Consider the following 19,312-nt stretch of genomic DNA (forward strand, 5'->3'; position numbering starts at 1 on the left):
TACACATGAAAAAATATATAGCTTTTCTTTTCTTAGGAATGTTCGCTTTAGGATGTTCAGATTTAGAAGAACATCCGGTAGGAATTATTCGTCCTGACAATTTCTTTAATAATACAGATGATTTGCAAGCTGCGGTAAACGGAGCTTTTGCCAACATCGCACACAATAATTATTGGGGACGAGAATTTACAATTGCCTTAATGCTTCGTGATGACATGTCTGACATTGGCGACAGGACAACTCAAGCCGCACGTATCGATGTGAACGACATGAGTATGAACGATACAAACGCGCTTGTTGCTAACTTTTGGCCTCAATCTTATGTTATCATTACAGCAGCAAATCAGGCAATCGAAGGCGCGAAAAAAACGCCAGGAGATCCCGCAAAAGTAAACGCAATTGTAGCTCAGGCTTATTTTGCAAGAGCTTTTACGTACTATCATTTGGTACGTCTTTTTGGAGATATTCCATACATTGATTTTGTTGTAAACGATGTTTCGCAGGTAAATGCTTTAAGCAGGACTAAAGAAGCAGATGTTTATCCAAAAATTATAGCCGATTTAGAATTTGCAAAGCAATGGCTTGAAGACAAACCAAAAGTAAAGGCGGTTCCTGGAAAAGGTACAGCGGCAGGTTATTTGGCTTCTGTTTATTTAACTTTAGGAAATTATCAAAAAGCATATGATGAAGCAAAATATGTAATTACAAACGAAGCAAAATTTGGTTTAGGTTTAGATGCTGATTTTCAGGATTTATTTAACGCTACAAAAACAGCAGCTTTAAAAGAACCTTTGTTTACAATCGATTTCAACAACTTAGTTTCAGGAAATTACGGTCAAGACTATACCGCTTTTTTTACTGGATCACTTAAAGATGACAGTTACAGTTATGGACAAGGTTTTTCTGTTGCGGTTCCGTCCTTAAAAGTTTTTAACACTTGGGATCAGAGAGATTACAGAAGAGCCGTAAGTTTTGATACAATTATTAGAAAGAAAACGGGTCCAGGCGGTGCATTGCAAGTTTATCCTTCAAGCGATAACGAAAAAGCGCCTCGTCCGCATATTGCGAAATATTATCGTTTTCCGGGTAAAGCTGGTGCAAACGGAAGAACTTCACAGCACAACTATATTACAATGCGTTATGCCGAAGTTTTATTGACAGCAGCAGAAGCATTAAACGAAATTACACCCGGAACTACAGAAGCCGATGGTTATGTAAATCGAGTTCGTGCTAGAGCAAGAAACAAAGCTGGAAGATTAGTTTCGTTTCCTGCAAACGTAACGCCAGGTTTATCAAAAGCCGATTTTAAAAAAATGGTTATTGAAGAAAGACGATTAGAATTTGCTTTTGAATATATCAGATGGTATGATATCAAAAGATTGAAAAACGGCCCGGAAGTTTTTGGTCCAAACGGATTAGAACCGCACGCCAATTTTGATCCGGCAAAAGATTATCTTTTTCCATTGCCAGGAACTGAATTGGCAATCAATCCAAATTTAAAACCAAATAATCCTGGTTACTAAACATTAGATTAATTAGTATGAATAAAGTTAGTTTTTTTACTTTAATTCTTGGGTTTGCACTGCTGGCGACAGCGTGCAAATCCGGAATTAATTCCCAAAATATTTCTGCATCAAAACTTCTGGAAAACCGATATAATATGCTATTGGAATATCCTGTAGATTCTTTGTCAATGCCTAGAAGTATGACTACCAAAACAAATTCAATTAAAAAAGTTCCTTCAAAAGACTGGACAAGCGGTTTTTTTGCTGGAAATCTTTGGCAATTATATCGTTTGACTGGAAATCCTCAATACAAAGAACAAGCAGCAAAATGGACAGCTTTCAGCAAAAAAGAAAGCGTTAACAATAATTCGCACGATGTTGGTTTTAAAGTGTTTTGCAGTTTTGGAGAAGCGCTGAAAGTGGAAAACAAGCAAGAATACAAAGATGTAATTATTAAAGGCGCAGAAACTTTATGTACAAGATTTGATCCAAAAGTGAGTGCAATTCGTTCTTGGGATTTCAACAGGGAAATTTGGGATTATCCTGTTATTATTGACAATATGATGAACTTAGAATTGCTTTTTGAAGCTTCTAAATTATCTGGAAATAAAAAGTTTAGAGATATCGCTATTAAACATGCCAATACCACTTTAAAAAATCAATTTAGGGATGACAACAGCTGTTATCATGTTGTTGATTACGATCCTGTTTCTGGAGCTGTGAGAAAGAAAACTACACTTCAGGGTTTTAATGACGATTCAGTTTGGGCACGCGGACAGGCATGGGCAGTTTATGGTTTTACCATGTCGTACCGATATACCAAAGATGAAGCTTACATAAAACAAGCCGAAGCTACTGCGAAGTTTTTTATGACCAATAAAAATTTGCCTGAAGACGGAGTTCCGTATTGGGATTTTAAAGATCCCAGCATTCCAAATGCACCGCGCGATGTTTCTGCTGCAACGGTTATGGCTTCGGCATTATACGAACTTTATAGTTATACAAAGAATAAAAGTTATTTGGCTTTCGCCGATAAAATAATTGCGACTTTAAATTCGGATAAATACATTTTAGACGCTAAAATTAATGCACCATTTATTCTGGATCACAGTACCGGAAACTGGCCAAAACACGACGAAATTGACGAACCAATTATCTATGCTGATTATTATTTTTTGGAAGCATTGCTAAGAAAAAAGTAACAAAGGCACAGAGGTACAAAGCAACAAAGGTTTTCAGCCTCTGTACCTGAGAACCTAAAAAAAGCTTTATAATTTATGAAAAAACAACTTTACAGCTATAAGCCATTTTCTAAAATAGTAACTCTAATTTTCTTTCTGTTTTGTCTGAACAGCAGTTTTGCTCAGACGAAAACAAACATTAATGAAAACTGGCTGTATTTAGAAAATAATACACCAAACCTTGATCAAGCAAAAAAAGCAAAAAACTGGACTGAATTAAATCTGCCACACACTTGGAATGCAGAAGATGCAACCGATTTAAATCCGGGTTACAGACGCGACGCAAGCTGGTATCAAAAGAAACTTAATATTTCGAAAATAGATCAAAATCAACGTTATTATTTATATTTTGAAGGTTCTAATGTAACTACAAAAGTGTATGTTAATGATAAAGAAGCCGGTGGACATATTGGCGGATATATTGGTTTTACGATTGATATTACAAACTTTATTAAAGAAGGAAACAACGAAATTTTTGTTCGCGTTGATAACAGTTATGATATCGAAATTATTCCGTCTCAAAAAAGTGATTTCTTTATTTATGGCGGCATCACGCGTGATGTCTGGCTTATTTCGAAATATAAAAGTCATATCGAGAATTTAAAAATTACAACGCCGGAAGTCTCGGCTAAAAAAGCTTCTTTAAATATAATGGCAGAAACAGCAAATCCTGAAAATTCAAAAGATTTATCGCTGACTGTAATTCTCAAAAATCCGAAAGGAAAAAAAGTAGCAAGCAAAACCGTTTTTGTTTCGAATAAAATTTCAAAAATAACTTTCGAAAACATTAAAAATCCAGAATTATGGGATACTCAAAAACCAAATTTATATAGTGTATCTGCTTTTTTATCAGAGAACAGCCAAATCAAAGACAGCGTATCTGAAAAAGTTGGTTTTAGATGGTTTGAGTTTAAAGATCACGGTCCGTTTTATTTGAACGGAAAACGATTATTGCTTCGCGGCACTCATCGTCATGAAGAACAAGCCGGAGTTGGCGCAGCAATGAGCAATGCGCAACATTGGGCTGATATGAAATCTATAAAAAATATGGGTGCTAACTTTGTTCGTTTGGCACATTACCCGCAAGATCCTGAAATTTACAAAGCTTGTGATGAATTGGGTTTATTGGTTTGGGATGAATTGCCTTGGTGCAGAGGCGGTATTGGAGATGAACTTTGGCAGACAAACACAAAAAATATGCTGCGCGAAATCATCAATCAAAATTTCAATCATCCGAGCATTATTATTTGGTCTTTGGGTAATGAAATGAACTGGCTTCCAGATTTTCCTGACGGAGATAATACACATAAAACCAATGTGTTTTTGACCGAATTAAACGATATTGCTCATAAACTTGATCCAACGCGAAAAACAGCGATTCGTAAATATTACGAAGGTTCGCAGATTGTCGATGTCTTCTCTCCTTCTATCTGGTCGGGCTGGTATTCTGGAAGTTACAAAAGCTATCAAAAAGCAATCGACCTATACAAAAAAGAATACAAACATTTTATTCATGCCGAATATGGCGGCGACAGTCATGTTGGGCGTCACAGTGAAAATCCGGTAACGGGCGAAAATATTATAAAGGCAGAAGGCTGGGAAGAAGCAATTGTTCAGACAAAAGTTGCAAATATTGCTCAAATTGGCGATTGGAGCGAAAATTATATCGTTGATTTATTCGATTGGCATTTGCATATATCCGAGAATGACCCAACGTTTGTGGGCAATGTACAATGGGCATTTAAGGATTTTGCAACGCCTTTGCGACCAGAAGATGATATTCCGTACATGAATCAAAAAGGACTTGTAGACCGAAACGGAAATCCGAAAGATGCATACTATGTTTTTAAAAGTTATTGGAGCGATGAACCTTTCACTTATATCGAATCGCATACTTGGACAGAACGCCAAGGACCAGAAAATACTCCCAGAACTATTAGTGTTTTCAGTAATTGTGATCGAGTTACATTATATCATCAAGGTAAAACGCTTGGAGAAAAAAAGAGAAATCTTTCATTATATCCAGCAAATGGCTTAACTTGGGATGTTAATTTTTCTAAAGGTGAGAATATTTTAATTGCGATAGGAGAATCTAAAGACGGAAAAACAGTTTCAGACACTATAAAAGTGAACTATCGCTTTACTAAAAATGAAGCGGCAACTTCACTGCAATTATCTTCTGAAAAATTAAAAAACGGCCATTATCTGGTTACCGCAATTGCGATTGACAATAATAATTTACGTTGCTTGGATTATGAAGAAAATGTCTATTTTCAATGTCTTAAAGGCGGGAAAACCATGAAAAATCAAGGAACTCCTACAGGAAGTGAATCGATTAAAATGGCAAATGGAAAAGCCTCGATTGAAGTTGTTCCAGATGGATCAAATACACCCATTGAAATGACAGCTTTGAATCAGAGTTTTAAAGGGGAATATTTGAAGATTGAACCTTAATCTAACCGCAAAGTTCGCAAAGAAACGATCGCAAGGCACACAAATTTTTGCATTTAACTTTGCGAACCTTGCGTAAACCTTAGTGCGCATTGCGGTTAAAGCATCATTTGACTATAATATAACAAATATACAAACTAATGAAAAAACTAATAACCACATTACTTCTAACCTTTTCCCTTTTCGGATTTGCGCAAAATCAAAACTTGATTTCAAATGTTCCCAATAGAAATACAACTTCACTAAACGGTGTTTGGAATTACATTGTTGACCCTTATGAAACGGGCTATTACAGCTTTCATCATGATGTATACGACAAACAGGCAAAACCGTCAAATGCTGCATATTTTAATAATTATCACGCAGTAAATAAACAGGAATTGGTTGAATATGATTTTGATAAATCTCCAAAAATTAACATTCCTGGCGATTTTACTTCACAGATTCCGGAACTCAAATATTACGAAGGAAATGTTTGGTTCAAAAAATCATTCGATTATAATTTAAAGGCAGGAAAACGCCTTTTTGTTTATTTGGGAGCAATCAATTATAAAGCTGATGTTTATTTGAATGGAAAAAAATTAGGAACTCACGTTGGAGGTTTTACCCCATTTAATTATGAAGTTACTTCGATTGTAAAGCCAAAAGATAATTATTTAGTTATTAAAGTGGATAATACGCGCCACAAGGAAGATGTTCCGACAATTAATACCGATTGGTGGAATTATGGCGGAATTACGCGCGATGTGACTTTGATTGAAGAAGAAGCTTCGTTTATTGAAGATTATAACATTCAACTTAAAAAGAACAATCCAAGTTTGATTTCTGGATTTATCAAAATCAATACTCCAGATCAAAATCAAAATCAGGTGTCAATTTCTATTCCCGAATTAAAAATTAATTATAAAGGAAAAGTTGGTGCTGACGGAATTTTTTTAAACTTCGAAATTCCAGCTAAGAAAATCTCATATTGGTCGCCAGAAAATCCCAAATTATATGATGTAACAATTGATTATAACGGACAAAAATTAAACGATAATATTGGTTTTAGAACAATTGAAACTAAAGAAGACAAAATACTATTAAACGGAAAACCAATTTTTTTAAGAGGAATTTCGATTCACGAAGAAAATGCAAAAGGCGGACGCGCTAATTCTGAAGAAGATGCATTACGCTTGTTAAACTGGGCAAAAGAATTGGGCTGTAATTATGTTCGTCTGGCACATTATCCACATAACGAAAACATTATCAGAACAGCTGATAAAATGGGATTAATGGTTTGGGAGGAAATTCCGGTATATTGGACAGTAGAATTTACTAATAAAGATACCTATCAAAATGCTCAAGATCAATTGACTGCCGCAGTCACAAGAGACAAAAACAGAGCTTGTATTATTATTTGGTCAATGGCAAATGAAACGCCAATTTCTTATGCTCGAAATTTATTCATTAAAAATTTAGTAGATCATACAAAATCTTTAGACAATACCCGATTAATTAGTGCGGCTTTATTAACACAAAGCGGTGCTGACGGATTTGGAACTATTAATGATGCAATTGGCGAATATTTAGATATTATTTCGTTTAATCAGTATTTAGGCTGGTACGGCGGAAATCTTGAAGATGCTGAAAAAATCTTCTGGAAAACCAAGTACAACAAACCCGTTATAGTTTCTGAATTTGGAGGCGATGCCAAACAAGGCTTGCACGGAGAAAAAAATGAACGCTGGACCGAAGAATTTCAAGAATATTTATACATTCAAAATTTGAAGATGATTGAAAAAATTCCGCACTTGAGTGGATTAAGTCCTTGGATTTTAGTTGATTTCAGGTCACCGCGACGTTTGCTTCCGGGAATTCAGGACGAATATAACCGTAAAGGATTAATCTCAAATGACGGAAATAAAAAGAAAGCTTTTTATATTATGCAGGATTGGTACGCAAAGAAGAAAAAAGAGTAATAATTGTATGATTTCTCTTTGTTATTCTCTTACTTTGTGTATTCCAAATAAATTATCCTATGAAAAAATTTAGTTTACTGGCAGTTATTTTTTTAGTTGCCATTTCGGTTAAAGCACAAGACGTAGTAAAATTTGCTCCGTTAGATGCAAGTCCAGTTGATATTTCTTATTTCCCAAGCAGATCGGTTAAATTCAAAAAAACGGACACTCCTTCTCCTTCAATTAAAGTTACTTATGCAAGACCTTCAGCAAAAGGACGTGTTGTTTTTGGAGAACTGCTGAAGTTTGGTGAAGTTTGGAGAGTTGGTGCAAATGAAAATACAGAGATCAAATTTTACAAACCTGCAACGATTAATGGTGTAGCAATTCCTGTGGGAACTTACAGCTTATTTGCTATTCCAGAAAAAGACAAATGGACGATCATTATCAACAAAGAACTTGATATGTGGGGAGCTTACGCTTATGACGAAAGCAAAGATTTAGTTAGAGTATCAGTTCCGGTAAAACCAGTTTCTACTGCTATTGAAGCTTTGTCAATTGCTTTTACAACTCAAGGTACAGTAACCAATTTAGTTATTGGATGGGACAAAACAACTGTTGAATTGCCTATTACGATTAAATAATACTTTCGAGTATTTAAAAAGCAGAAAGCTGTCTCCTATGAGACGGCTTTTTTTTATTTAGGTAATTAAAAAATACATCGATAAGGGCTTTGCAATTACAAGATAAATTGAATTAACAAATATGGGAATTATATAACATTTTTACAAAATTATATAAAAATGATATTTAGTGTACGGTTATTTTTGAGAGGTATAGATAAATAATTATTAAGAAAATTGTTCCACATCTTTAAAAAAAAACTTAAATATTATTCAATCAGAAATCTATACTAAGCAGAACCAAAGCAAAAAATGGTGCATTTGTCATGAACGTAACATTAAGGTTTAAAATGAAATAAAGACAGTAATTAAAAGAACTATCTTTTTATAATCGACTAAGTAATTACATAGCATTCTTTTAATTTGTGCCTCAATAAATTAAGACAGTGATTTACGAAATTGATTTATGACATTATGCATCATTTTTTCACATTCCCCCATTCAAACTAAAAATCCCTTTAAGAAATAATCTAAAGGGATTTTTTATGTTTTAGAATTGTTTAAGCAGTTGCCACAGAAGGTTCTATAATTTTATCCAACGTAATTGGCAAATCTCGAACACGTTTTCCGGTTGCGTTAAAAACAGCATTTGCAATTGCAGGCGCCATTCCAACCAAAGCAGTTTCTCCCAAACCTTTAGTTCCCATGGGGTTGCTTATAGGATCTTTTTTATTGACGAAAAATACTTCTTGTTTTTCAATATCAGCATTTACCGGAACATGATAATCTGCGAAATTGTTGTTTATTGGACGGCCGAAACGGTGATCGATTTCGAGAGCTTCCATTAATCCCATTCCGATTCCTCCTACTGCACCGCCATACATTTGTCCTGCTGATGTTTTTTGATTTATAACGGTTCCAATATCAGCACAGGAAACGACGTGAGCTAATCTTATTTTTCCCAAATTCGGATTCACCAATACTTTTACGAAGTGAACTGAAAACGAATAAATCGAATATTTTTTTGCTTCTTCCGTTGCTTTTGATTGATTTTCAACTTCAATTTCTTCTAATTTATTTGCAGTAAGCAATGCAGCTACAGAAACTGATTTGGAATTGTCTTTTTTAGAAGAAATCAAACCATTAGAAAAAGACAATTCTGTAATTGGAGTTCCTTTTAATGTTGGATTTTCAGTTGCTAATCCAAGTATTTTACTGACCAATAAATTGCAGGCATCATGAACCGCAGAACCTACAGACGAAGTTGTAGCAGATCCTCCTTGCGTAGGGCCTTTTGGCAAACCGCTTTTACCCATTTCTATAATAACATTTTCAGCTGGCAATCCTGTTATTTCAGCACCTATTGCGGTCATCATAGTCGCGGTTCCGGGTCCCATATCATTTACGCTGCATTGCAGCACTAAATTGCCATCGGGTAAAAATTTTGCTTTTACAGAAGTTGCACTTCTATAACACCCAAAAGTTCCTGTTCCCATTCCGTAACCAACAAGCCACTCGCCTTCACGCACTGAACCTGGTTTATTTTTACGGTTTTTCCAGCCAATACGTTCCATACCGCCTTCGTAACATTCTAAAAGGTATTTACTGCTCCATGGTTTATTTTGCTCCAAATCTTTTTCCGCATAATTTTTCTTGCGAAATTCAATTGGATCCATATCTAGTTTATGTGCCAATTCATCCATTGCCGATTCTAACGCAAATGATCCTGTTGCCTCGCCGGGACCACGCATCCAAATTGGTGTGCAGGTGTCCAGAGGTACAATTCGATAGCGCGTTGAAACATTGGCGCAATCATAAATAAATCGGGACATATTTACGGTTCCTTCCATAAAATCTTCATAGCTCGAAGTCATTGCCACAGCTTCGTGTGTTAAACCAGTCAGTTTTCCATCTTTTGTAGCGCCTAAACCCATTTTCTGAATTGTGTAAGGGCGAAATCCAACATTAGTAAACATTTGCTCGCGATGCAAAACTAATTTTACCGGACGATTTAATTTCTTTGCTCCAATCAAAGCTGCAATTTCGTAAGGCCAAGTATGCAGCCCCATACCAAAAGCACCGCCAAGATATTCAGAATTTACGGTAACATCTTCTACAGGAACTCCAAACACTCCAGCTACACTTTTTCTGGTTCCTTCAACTCCTTGACTTTTGGTATAAAGAGAGGGTTTATTTCCTTCCCATTTTGCAATAATATTGGCCAATTCCATCGGGTTATGAACTTCTGTCGGAATCGTATATTCTGCTTCTAATACAACTTCTGCATTTTTATATCCGTCGTGAGTTCCTCGATGATAATCATCGCCTTTATCAGTTTCAATTTTTTTCTCTTTTTCTTTTGCTTTTTGAAGATCTGTTATATGTTCTTCATTCAGGTATTCTGCTTTAATTAAACTCGCCGCGTATTGCATACGCTCAAAAGTGTCTGCAACAACCATTGCAATTGGCTGATCGTAGTAAAGGATGGTATCATCTTTAAAAATTTGAAGTGGCTGACCAAAATTATGCTTGTCTTTTGCCTTTTCGTATCCGGATGGCTTATCAACATTTAGATGTGTAATTACAGCTAAAACTCCTGGAGCCCATTCGGCTTTTTTTGTATCTATTGATTTGATTCGTCCTTTTGCAATTGTACTTCCAACTAAACAGGCGTAAACCATGCCCTGCATCTTATATTCGGCAGAATATGTTGCAGCACCTGTTACTTTAGCAAATCCATCAACTCTATTAATATTACTTGTCTTGCTCATAATTCGAATTATTTAGATGATGCTATTGTTAATGCTTCGGTAATGGCGTTAGGTCCAAGTGTCAATTTAAAATTATTATCTCCATAACCTCTTGCTCCTTTCATCGCCAGATTGGCTGCCTGTTTGAAAACAGTTTCAGAAACCGTTTTTCCCTTCAAAAATTCTTCAGATTCATTTAATCGCCAAGGCTTGTGTGCTACACCGCCCATTGCCAGACGTGCATTTGTAATTGTATTATTACTGATTTCTAAAGCCACAGCAACCGAAATTAATGCAAATGCATAACTGCTTCGGTCTCGAACTTTTAGATAATGTACATTTTTAGTGAAATTATTATTTGGAATTTCAATTGAAGTAATCAATTCCTTATTCTGAAGTGTGTTGTCTTTTTCTGGCGTATTTCCAGGAAGGCGATGAAAATCTGTGAATTTTATTTCTCTCTTGCCTTTTGGGCCTTCTACTAAAACTGTTGCATCAAGTGCTGCTAAAGCTACACACATATCACTTGGGTGAACTGCAATACAGCTATCTGATGCACCAAAAATAGCATGCATGCGATTTGATCCGCCAATTGCACCACAGCCGCTTTTAGGAACGCGTTTGTTGCAGGGCATATCGGTATTGTAAAAATAAGGACATCTTGTGCGTTGCAGCATATTACCGCCCACAGTTGCCATATGTCTGATTTGCTGTGATGCTCCTGCTGCTAAAGCTAAAGCAAGCAATGGATGTTTTTGTATTATTTCTTTATCTTCAGCAACTTGACTGTTTTTTGCCAAAGCGCCTATTGAGGTCTTGCCTGTTAAGAATTCTATTTTCTTTAAATCTAAAGCAGTTATATCTACCAATTTATCTGGAGCTACAACATTTTTTTTCATTAAATCGACCAAATTCGTTCCGCCGGCGATAAACATGGCTGAACTTTCTTTGCTGATACTGGTTACCGCAGAACCAGCTGATAGTGCTTTAATTAATTGAAAGTTTTTCATGACAGCATCCCTCCTTCCTTAACTTCTGTAATGGCATCAACAATATTATGGTAAGCACCGCAGCGGCAAATATTACCGCTCATATATTCTCGAATTTCTTCTCTGCTGTTTGCGTGACCCTCTTTGATGCAGGCTATCCCAGACATAATTTGGCCTGGAGTACAATAACCGCATTGAAAACCATCATTTTTAATGAAAGCTTCCTGCATTGGGTGGAGTTTTTTTCCTTTTGAAAGTCCTTCAATAGTGGTTACTTGAGCGTTTTGCTGCATTGAAGCCAATGACAAGCAAGATAAAATCCGTGTTCCGTTTACGTGAACTGTACAGGCACCGCATTGTCCGTGGTCACAGCCCTTTTTAGTACCTGTTAACTGCAGATTTTCTCTTAATAAATCGAGCAAGGTAGTTCTTGGCTCAACGTTTAAGTTGTGTTTTTTGCCATTTACTTCAATAGAAAGTGGCACAGTCTCTAAATATTCAGCTATTTTTTCATCCCATTTATTCTCTGAAGCCATTACCAATGAAGGTGGTGTCAAGGCGAGAGCGGTAAAAAGTCCTGATTTTTTTATAAAGTCACGACGGGAGTTCGAATCATCCTCGGTTACTTTATTCGTAATTGATTTTTTAGCAGCCATTCATTCTATTTTTTAATTAGCAAAATCACTTTTGTCATCCTAACAAATTTAACAATCTTCGCTGACAAATAGTTATAAAATTCACATAAACCCACTATTTAGAATAATTTCAATTGATAAAAATCATCGCTCAATAAAATTCAAAATTGTATTTTTACTATAATAAGCCAAATTTATGTCTCCACAAAAACTCATTTACTTAGACAACAATGCAACAACTCGTCTTGATGACAGGGTTTTAGAGGCAATGCTTCCTTATTTTACCAGCGATTATGCAAATGCAGGAAGTGCGCATATTGCTGGATTATCTGTAAAAGAAGCAGTAGAAAACGCTGCATGGCAAACCGCCAATTTGATTGGAGCAGATGAAGAAGAAATTGTTTTTACTTCTGGAGCAACTGAAGCTATCAATCTTGCTATAAAAAGTTTGTCTAATCAAGATCGAAAACATATTGTTACTGCCTCGACAGAACATAAAGCTGTGTTGAATACTTGCCAATATATGGAAACAATTGGTTTTGATGTAACGTATTTGCCTGTCAACTCAAATGGAATTTTAGATATTAATGTATTAAATGAAGCAATAACGGATAAAACACTGTTAGTCATTATAATGATAGTTAATAATGAAACTGGTGTCATGCATAATATGGCAGAAATTTCTAAACTTGTTCACGCCAAAAATGCCTTTTTAATGTGTGACGCAACTCAGGCTGTAGGGAAGATTCCTTTAGATGTTAAAACACTCGAAATTGATCTTTTGCCTCTTTCTGCACATAAATTTTATGGGCCAAAAGGAGTTGGTGCTTTGTATATTTCGGCGAAAGCCAAAATAAAAATTACCGCACAATTGCATGGAGGCGAACAACAGCGAAATCTGCGAAGCGGCACTTTAAATTCTACTGGAATTATTGGTTTAGGTAAAGCATGTGAAATAGCTGAAAATGAAGTACTAATAAACAAAGAAATAATATTTAAATTAAGAAATCAACTTGAAAATGCATTACTTCAATTTGAAGGTTCATTTGTTAATGGAGATACTGAAAACAGAATTTATAATACAACCAATATCTGTTTTCCGGGAGTAAATTCTGAACAGCTAATTCTTGCTTTGCAAAATATTGCAGTGTCTAATGGTTCATCTTGTTCCGCTGTAACTTCCAAACCTTCGCATGTTTTAAAAGCGATGGGTTTATCCGATGAAAATGCTTTGAGTTCAATACGATTTAGCTTAAGCCAATATACAACAGCTGAAGAGATTGAAGAAACGATTGAGCGTGTTTTAAGTTTGCTTCGCCAATTGTCATAGTTTTTTTTGCCACGAAGACACTAAGACACAAAGTTTTTTTAAGCTTTTAGAAATAATATAGCGAATACGTAAAATCGCAAAGCTTTTATTACATAGTAATTTATGCCTTTGTACCTAGGAACCTTTGAAGCTTCATTCAAGAAATAAGCTCATTATAATCTTCTTCCGTATCTATGTCGATATTTCCTTTTTCGAAAGGAACTGCAACTGTATCATTCAAAAATGTATTGATGACTTTTTTTGCTCCTTCCTGACCTTTTAATTCTAAAAGTGCATTAAAATATTTTTTATCAAATAAAACAGGTGTTCCTAAAGTTTCAGCATAAGCAGAAGCTGCGATTCCTTTTCTAGTTTTTACAGCTTCATTTATTAAATTTTCAAAAACGGCTGCTGTTACATAAGGTTGATCGCAAACTGCAAAAATACAGCTTTGAGAATCTGGATATAAAACCAATAATTCTGAAAGACCTTTTACGATTGAAGATGACATTCCAGATTGCCAATCAGGATTGAACGTTGTTTTTATTTTAGGAAATTCAAGTAGTTCTTTTTCTATTAATTTATTATTGGCGCCTACAACTATAATAATGTTCGAATTTTGGACTAGAGAAGCTTCTTTAATTGTATTTTTTAATAATGTAGAATTTTTATATTCTAATAATTGTTTGGGTCTGCCAAGCCTAGAAGAATTTCCTGCCGCCAAAATGACGATTCCAATATTATTTTCTTTACTTGACATACGGCGCGTTCTCGTGTATTTTTCCTAATTTATATTTCAATGGCGATCCTTCCTTTCCGCTTATAACCGCTTTTATTTCAGCAATGATTGACAAGGCAATTTCTTCAGAAGTTTCGGCTCCAATATCGAGTCCAATTGGTCCATAAATGCATTTTAATTGTTGTTCTTTTATAATTATGCCTTCATTATAAAGATCACCGAACATTCGATTCAGTTTTGTTTTTGGACCTAGAATACCAATATACGGGCAATCGCTTTCTAAAAGTAATTTTAAAAGCGCTAAATCATATTTGTAATTGTGCGTCATGAGAACAAAATACGTTTGAGCATCAATTTTTGTGTTTTGTATTAATTGTTCCGGCTTTGCAACAAACACTCGTTTTGCTTCTGGAAAACGTTTTGGAGTTGCATGCGTTGCGCGTCCGTCGCCTATGTTAACTTCCCAGCCTAATAAAAAAGCCATTTCAGAAAGAGGCTGTACATCATTTCCAGCTCCAGCAATTACAAGAGAAATAGGCGGATTTATATATTCTATTAATGCTTCGGTTTGCGTTTCTTCTTGAATATTTTTTACAATTGTCATTTTATTCTCTAACACTTGCTTCACATCTGAAAGCAATTCTTGAGCAATTTTATGGTTTTGCAAAAGTGTTGTATCTACCTTATAAATTAAGACCGTTCCGATTTGAGGCGCCTGTTTTTTTAATGAAAATAATGTCACAACCACTGCTTCTTTGCGGTCAATTTCTAATTGCTTTAAAAGTTGCATTGGATTATTAGAAACCCCATCATCAATATATTCAAAAAGAATATGAACAATACCGTTGCATCCAAGCTGTAATCCTAATTCAATATCATCCTCATTATTAGTGTTATAAATAATGAGTTTATTTTGCTTTTGATGAATTGCAAGCAAGGCTTTGCGGAGCGCATCGCCTTCCAGACAGCCACCGCTGATAGCGCCTGTCAGAGAGCCGTCTTCGGTAACAAGCATACGAGCGCCAGGCTGTCGGTAAGAAGAACCTTCAACTTTGACAACTGTTGCCAGCGCAGTCTTTTTTCCTCCCGTTTTAGCCTCTGAATATGCTTTTAAAATTTCGCGGATTTCCTTCATATTTCCTAATTGCTATCACTAACAAAAATAAGTGTTTTAAGGCTTTTACATTTATATTTTATTAAAATTTTATTCTATAATATAGTTTGAAACAAATTTTTTAACATTCTAATAATCAATTATTTTTTAGCCAATACAATTTATATAACTAAGTTTCGTATTTTTATCAATAGCAAAATTTTGGAATACTTAACTTAAATAAAAAACTATATGGGAAAATTTGTTATCACCAAAAGAGCCAATGGGGAATTTCAATTTAATTTAAAAGCTGGAAATGGACAAACCATTCTAACAAGCGAAGGTTATGCGAGCAAAGCATCAGCCGTAAATGGAATCGAATCTGTAAAAACAAACTCGCAAGACGATTCTCGTTACAGCAAAGAAGAATCAAAGAGCGGTAAACCTTATTTTACTTTAAAAGCTGGGAACGGCCAAATAATTGGTACAAGTGAAATGTATGAAAGTACTTCTGCAAGAGATAACGGAATTGCATCTGTAAAATCAAATGCACCAGACGCTGCTGTAGACGATCAAACGGTTTAAAATTCATTTAAATAATATATAAAAAAGGCTGTTTCTAATTAAAGAAACAGCCTTTTTTGATTAAAATTAATTCTAATAAAAATTACTTTATAGCATTTACTCCTGCGTGTGTTGGCTTTACTTGTTTGATGCTTCCATCAGCATTAAATTCTAATTTATCGATACAGACTTCACGATGAAATCCTCCGGCATCTCCCATTTTTATTCCGGTTGGATATGAAAAACGATGATACGTAATATACCATTCGTCTTTATTTGGAATTTGTAAAACCGAATTATGTCCCGTTGCATAAATTCCCTGATCTTGAATTCCTTGAATTACAATATTATTTTCAGGAATTTCAATTGGTCCCAAAGGTGAATTTGAAGTTCCGTATCTCACTTTATAATTTGGGCTTCTTGTGTCATCTTCACTCCATAAAAAATAATATTTTCCTTTTCTGTAAATTACATAAGTGCCTTCGCGAAATGTATTGTCAACTTTAATGATTTTGGTACTTCCTTCTTTAAGTGAGATCATATCTGCATTCAATTCGGCTACAGCCATATAGCCATTTCCCCAATACAAATAACTCTTTCCAGTTTTAGGGTCTGTAAAAACATCTGGATCAATTTCCTGTCCGCCTTTTATGTCTTGTGGCCTCATGCTTACCAATGCTTTTCCACTGTCTGTAAAAGGTCCTGTTGGATTGTCAGAAGAGGCAACACCAATTTTTTGGGCAGCTGTGAAATAATAAAAATATTTGTACTTGCCGTTTATTTTTTTCTCTACAATACAAGGCGCCCATACATTTCTGTTGGCCCAGCTTACATCTTTTCTAAGATCTAAAATAATCCCTTCATCCTTCCAATCAACTAAATTATCTGATGAAAAGGTTTTAAAATAATTTCCAGACCAGCCGTCAAAACCATCGCTTGTTGGGTAGATATAGTATTTCCTTGTTTTGTTTGAGTATAAAATTTCAGGATCAGCATAATATCCTTCTAAAACCGGATTATTATTTAGTTTTGGAAATTTCTCTGGCATTCCCCATTTTGCCGTTATACTCTTTAATTCAGAACGCGTTATTGGCAAAATAGTTCCGTGACGCGGATTAAAATCCATTGAAATTTCATTGTCTATTACGGTGAAATTTTCTAAATCCTTACTTTTTGTAAACTGATATCTTCCTTTGGTATAAACATCATACATCAAAATATAGTCATCTGAATTGTTTAGTTTGAAAACACTCGAACCTTCAACTCCATCTTGTGTCTGTTGCAGATAATTATCATTTTCTATCCAATTACCAGAAGTTAGATCGTTTGTCGTGGCTACTTTTATTCCTGCTTTTCCACTTTCAGTTTTATAGAAAAGATGATATATTCCGTCTTTTTCAATAATATCACCATCTATGCAAGACTTTTCTGATTTTGGCACAAATAATAATTTTGGAGCACTTTCCAGTCCTGTAAAATCTTTATTTGCATAAGCATAATAAATCTTATCTGGTCCGCCAGCATGCTGTAAACTAAAGTAAATCAAATACTTTCCCGCTTTAGCATCATAAATTGTCTGTGGTGCCCAAACACGTTTCAAATTTTCATTCCCCGGAAAAGTAGTTTGAATATTTACCACACTGCTTTTCCAATTTACAAGATCCATACTTTTAAGCAAAATCATAGCCCGGTTGCTGTCCCAGCCTTTTGAAGATGTCATATCAGTCAAAACCATATAAAATGTTTTGCCGTCGTCTCCGCGCAAAATATGAGGATCACGAACGCCGCCTGTAGAGCTTATTGCTTTGCTGTCGATAACAGGTTTATTGTTGTTAAGATGATAATAATGATAACCATCAGCGCTTACAGCATATCGTACAGCTTCTTCTTCGACAGAATTTCCAGTAAAATACACAAATAAATAAGCGGTTAAATCTTTTTCGGAAATTACAGTCGGAATACCTTTTTGGTTATTATTTTGAGCCTGCAAAAAATTAAAAATCGTGAAAAATAGTACTAAAGTAAAATGTATTTTTTTCATTACTTTTTACTTTTTAATTGGTATAGAATAGAACTGTGCGGTTTTAACACCGCCGAAATTGTTGCAGAAGCGACTTTCGATTTCTCACCCGTCCACATATTTAAAATTTCAACAGAATCTGAAATTCCAAGATCAGAAAAATTTACGGCTATAGTTTCTGAAGCTGTATCTGAAATATTAAAAAGTGCCAAATAGACACTTCCATCTTTTACATTTTTTGAAGTCACAGCAATTTTTCCGTCTTTCTGAAAAAGCTGTTTTACATCTGTGCTTTCATTATGCATTTTTACTACATCTTTGTTCGTTAATAACGATAATGTAAAAGCATCATTGCTTGGTAAATCGCCACCAAAAAACAAAGGAGATTTAAAAATATTGAAAAAAGTAATCAGTGTATATTGTTCGTCTTTTGTTAAACGCGACATTCTGTCTTCTCCTCGTTCTCCTCTTAATGAAATACGGCCTAGCGGAATCATATCACAATCAGGCCAAGTTCCTGGTGCAATGTAAGGATACCATTTTTCGCTGACTTTCATTAGGTGTGTTATGTGTGGCCAGGTATCCCACACATCATCTACCATTCTCCACATGTTTGCATGTTCTTTTACATGCGGTGCGGCTGAAATTGGCGTTTCTCCCGGCGAAGTACTCAGTACAATTTTGCGTCCGCATTTGTCGATGGCATTCCTTATTAAGTTGATTTCGCCTTCGTGATAGGGTCTTGATAGGTCATCTATTTTAATAAAATCTACGCCCCATTGTGCATAAAGTTCAAATAAAGAATCATAATATTCCTGAGCTCCTGGTTTGTCTGCTAAAATGGTGTAATTATCTTTGAGCCATTCACACTGCAAAGCGGTAGTATAAATTTGGTCTGCTGTTATTCCGTTTGTTCCTTTAATTGGCATTTTGTCTTCTACCGCTTTTTTAGGAATTCCGCGCATAATATGAATACCAAATTTCAAACCTTTTTTATGAATATAATCAGCTAAAGGCTTAAATCCTTGTCCGTCTTTTGCAGATGGAAATCTGTTTAATGCCGGCTGATATCTGCCGTATTGATCGATTACATAACGCGGATCTGTTTGGTTGTAACCTCCTGCTTTATCGTTTTCTACAAACCATCTGATATCTACAACAATGTATTTCCAGCCAAATTTTTTCAGGTTTTTTACCATATAATCGGCGTTGGCTTTTACTTCATGTTCTTCGACGGTAGAACCATAACAATCCCAGCTGTTCCAACCCATTGGCGGTGTTTGTGCCCATTGTTTGAATTCGTCTTTGTTGAATGCTGTTTTTTGTGCGCCTGCAGAAACTGTAACAAAAGCGACACCTAAAGCCAGAACAATTCTATTTTTTATTTTCATCTTAATTGGGATAAATAGTAATAAATGTAAAATATACACTTCAAATATAATAAACTTTTCTC

The 19,312-nt window shown here is 35.2% G+C and carries 14 protein-coding genes; 7 read left to right on the plus strand and 7 right to left on the minus strand.

Features of this window, described 5'->3' with window-relative positions:
• Nucleotides 1–5: 5 nt before the first annotated feature.
• From IRZ83_RS14010 to IRZ83_RS14030, 5 genes are all read left to right on the plus strand, one after another.
• On the plus strand, nt 6–1,523 hold the full coding sequence (locus IRZ83_RS14010; protein WP_194569664.1) for a RagB/SusD family nutrient uptake outer membrane protein: 1,518 nt from the start codon (nt 6–8) through the stop codon (nt 1,521–1,523).
• A 17-nt stretch (nt 1,524–1,540) separates the two neighbouring features.
• A complete protein-coding gene (locus tag IRZ83_RS14015; RefSeq protein ID WP_194569666.1) occupies nt 1,541–2,707 on the plus strand; it encodes a glycoside hydrolase family 88 protein in 1,167 nt (388 codons plus the stop codon).
• 75 nt (nt 2,708–2,782) lie between these two features.
• The gene (locus tag IRZ83_RS14020) at nt 2,783–5,200 is read left to right on the plus strand and encodes a glycoside hydrolase family 2 protein (protein WP_194569668.1); all 2,418 of its coding nucleotides are present in this window, start codon (nt 2,783–2,785) and stop codon (nt 5,198–5,200) included.
• 137 nt (nt 5,201–5,337) lie between these two features.
• Entirely contained in the window at nt 5,338–7,158 is a 1,821-nt protein-coding gene (locus tag IRZ83_RS14025) for a glycoside hydrolase family 2 protein (protein WP_194569670.1), read from the plus strand.
• A gap of 59 nt (nt 7,159–7,217) precedes the next feature.
• On the plus strand, nt 7,218–7,781 hold the full coding sequence (locus IRZ83_RS14030) for a DUF2911 domain-containing protein (RefSeq protein ID WP_029272571.1): 564 nt from the start codon (nt 7,218–7,220) through the stop codon (nt 7,779–7,781).
• Nucleotides 7,782–8,320: 539 nt separating this feature from the next.
• On the opposite strand, the gene IRZ83_RS14035 is transcribed toward IRZ83_RS14030, so the two are convergent.
• Genes IRZ83_RS14035 through IRZ83_RS14045 form a run of 3 tightly spaced genes read right to left on the minus strand, consistent with a single transcriptional unit; the run spans nt 8,321 to nt 12,155 of the window.
• Nucleotides 8,321–10,531: a xanthine dehydrogenase family protein molybdopterin-binding subunit gene (locus tag IRZ83_RS14035; protein ID WP_194569672.1), complete on the minus strand. Its 2,211-nt coding sequence runs from the start codon at nt 10,529–10,531 to the stop codon at nt 8,321–8,323.
• 8 nt (nt 10,532–10,539) lie between these two features.
• The gene (locus IRZ83_RS14040) at nt 10,540–11,520 is read right to left on the minus strand and encodes an FAD binding domain-containing protein (protein WP_194569674.1); all 981 of its coding nucleotides are present in this window, start codon (nt 11,518–11,520) and stop codon (nt 10,540–10,542) included.
• Nucleotides 11,517–12,155, minus strand: a complete 639-nt coding sequence (locus IRZ83_RS14045; protein WP_194569675.1) for a 2Fe-2S iron-sulfur cluster-binding protein — start codon at nt 12,153–12,155, stop codon at nt 11,517–11,519. The genes IRZ83_RS14040 and IRZ83_RS14045 overlap by 4 nt, the downstream gene beginning before the upstream one ends.
• A 175-nt stretch (nt 12,156–12,330) precedes the next feature.
• On the opposite strand from IRZ83_RS14045, the gene IRZ83_RS14050 reads away from it, so the two are divergent.
• A complete protein-coding gene (locus tag IRZ83_RS14050) occupies nt 12,331–13,464 on the plus strand; it encodes a cysteine desulfurase family protein (RefSeq protein ID WP_194569677.1) in 1,134 nt (377 codons plus the stop codon).
• 136 nt (nt 13,465–13,600) lie between these two features.
• On the opposite strand, the gene IRZ83_RS14055 is transcribed toward IRZ83_RS14050, so the two are convergent.
• Together IRZ83_RS14055 and IRZ83_RS14060 are read right to left on the minus strand one after the other, a co-directional pair.
• Nucleotides 13,601–14,203 (minus strand): NTP transferase domain-containing protein, encoded by a 603-nt coding sequence (locus IRZ83_RS14055; RefSeq protein WP_194569679.1) that lies wholly within the window; start codon nt 14,201–14,203, stop codon nt 13,601–13,603.
• A complete protein-coding gene (locus IRZ83_RS14060; protein WP_194569681.1) occupies nt 14,193–15,317 on the minus strand; it encodes an XdhC family protein in 1,125 nt (374 codons plus the stop codon). Before IRZ83_RS14060 ends, IRZ83_RS14055 begins: the two co-directional genes overlap by 11 nt.
• 210 nt (nt 15,318–15,527) lie before the next feature.
• On the opposite strand from IRZ83_RS14060, the gene IRZ83_RS14065 reads away from it, so the two are divergent.
• Complete coding sequence (locus tag IRZ83_RS14065) at nt 15,528–15,860, plus strand: YegP family protein (protein WP_029272578.1); 333 nt, start codon at nt 15,528–15,530, stop codon at nt 15,858–15,860.
• Between the two features lie 82 nt (nt 15,861–15,942).
• Here the strand turns inward: IRZ83_RS14065 and IRZ83_RS14070 are convergent, their stop codons facing one another.
• Both IRZ83_RS14070 and IRZ83_RS14075 read right to left on the minus strand, forming a co-directional pair.
• Nucleotides 15,943–17,880: a family 43 glycosylhydrolase gene (locus IRZ83_RS14070; RefSeq protein ID WP_194569683.1), complete on the minus strand. Its 1,938-nt coding sequence runs from the start codon at nt 17,878–17,880 to the stop codon at nt 15,943–15,945.
• Nucleotides 17,880–19,250, minus strand: coding sequence for a glycoside hydrolase family 27 protein (locus tag IRZ83_RS14075; RefSeq protein ID WP_194569685.1), 1,371 nt, complete (start codon nt 19,248–19,250; stop codon nt 17,880–17,882). The genes IRZ83_RS14070 and IRZ83_RS14075 overlap by 1 nt, the downstream gene beginning before the upstream one ends.
• Nucleotides 19,251–19,312: the final 62 nt, after the last annotated feature.

Origin of the sequence: Flavobacterium sp. JLP (genome assembly GCF_015350755.1) — a bacterium.
Taxonomy (GTDB): Bacteria; Bacteroidota; Bacteroidia; order Flavobacteriales; family Flavobacteriaceae; genus Flavobacterium.

Bases quoted from the DNA above. Each gene is read 5' to 3' on its own strand.
- IRZ83_RS14010 (WP_194569664.1), top strand. From the start codon at position 6: ATGAAAAAATATATAGCTTTTCTTTTCTTAGGAATGTTCGCTTTAGGA.
- IRZ83_RS14015 (WP_194569666.1), top strand. From the start codon at position 1,541: ATGAATAAAGTTAGTTTTTTTACTTTAATTCTTGGGTTTGCACTGCTG.
- IRZ83_RS14020 (WP_194569668.1), top strand. From the start codon at position 2,783: ATGAAAAAACAACTTTACAGCTATAAGCCATTTTCTAAAATAGTAACT.
- IRZ83_RS14025 (WP_194569670.1), top strand. From the start codon at position 5,338: ATGAAAAAACTAATAACCACATTACTTCTAACCTTTTCCCTTTTCGGA.
- IRZ83_RS14030 (WP_029272571.1), top strand. From the start codon at position 7,218: ATGAAAAAATTTAGTTTACTGGCAGTTATTTTTTTAGTTGCCATTTCG.
- IRZ83_RS14035 (WP_194569672.1), bottom strand. From the start codon at position 10,531: ATGAGCAAGACAAGTAATATTAATAGAGTTGATGGATTTGCTAAAGTA.
- IRZ83_RS14040 (WP_194569674.1), bottom strand. From the start codon at position 11,520: ATGAAAAACTTTCAATTAATTAAAGCACTATCAGCTGGTTCTGCGGTA.
- IRZ83_RS14045 (WP_194569675.1), bottom strand. From the start codon at position 12,155: ATGGCTGCTAAAAAATCAATTACGAATAAAGTAACCGAGGATGATTCG.
- IRZ83_RS14050 (WP_194569677.1), top strand. From the start codon at position 12,331: ATGTCTCCACAAAAACTCATTTACTTAGACAACAATGCAACAACTCGT.
- IRZ83_RS14055 (WP_194569679.1), bottom strand. From the start codon at position 14,203: ATGTCAAGTAAAGAAAATAATATTGGAATCGTCATTTTGGCGGCAGGA.
- IRZ83_RS14060 (WP_194569681.1), bottom strand. From the start codon at position 15,317: ATGAAGGAAATCCGCGAAATTTTAAAAGCATATTCAGAGGCTAAAACG.
- IRZ83_RS14065 (WP_029272578.1), top strand. From the start codon at position 15,528: ATGGGAAAATTTGTTATCACCAAAAGAGCCAATGGGGAATTTCAATTT.
- IRZ83_RS14070 (WP_194569683.1), bottom strand. From the start codon at position 17,880: ATGAAAAAAATACATTTTACTTTAGTACTATTTTTCACGATTTTTAAT.
- IRZ83_RS14075 (WP_194569685.1), bottom strand. From the start codon at position 19,250: ATGAAAATAAAAAATAGAATTGTTCTGGCTTTAGGTGTCGCTTTTGTT.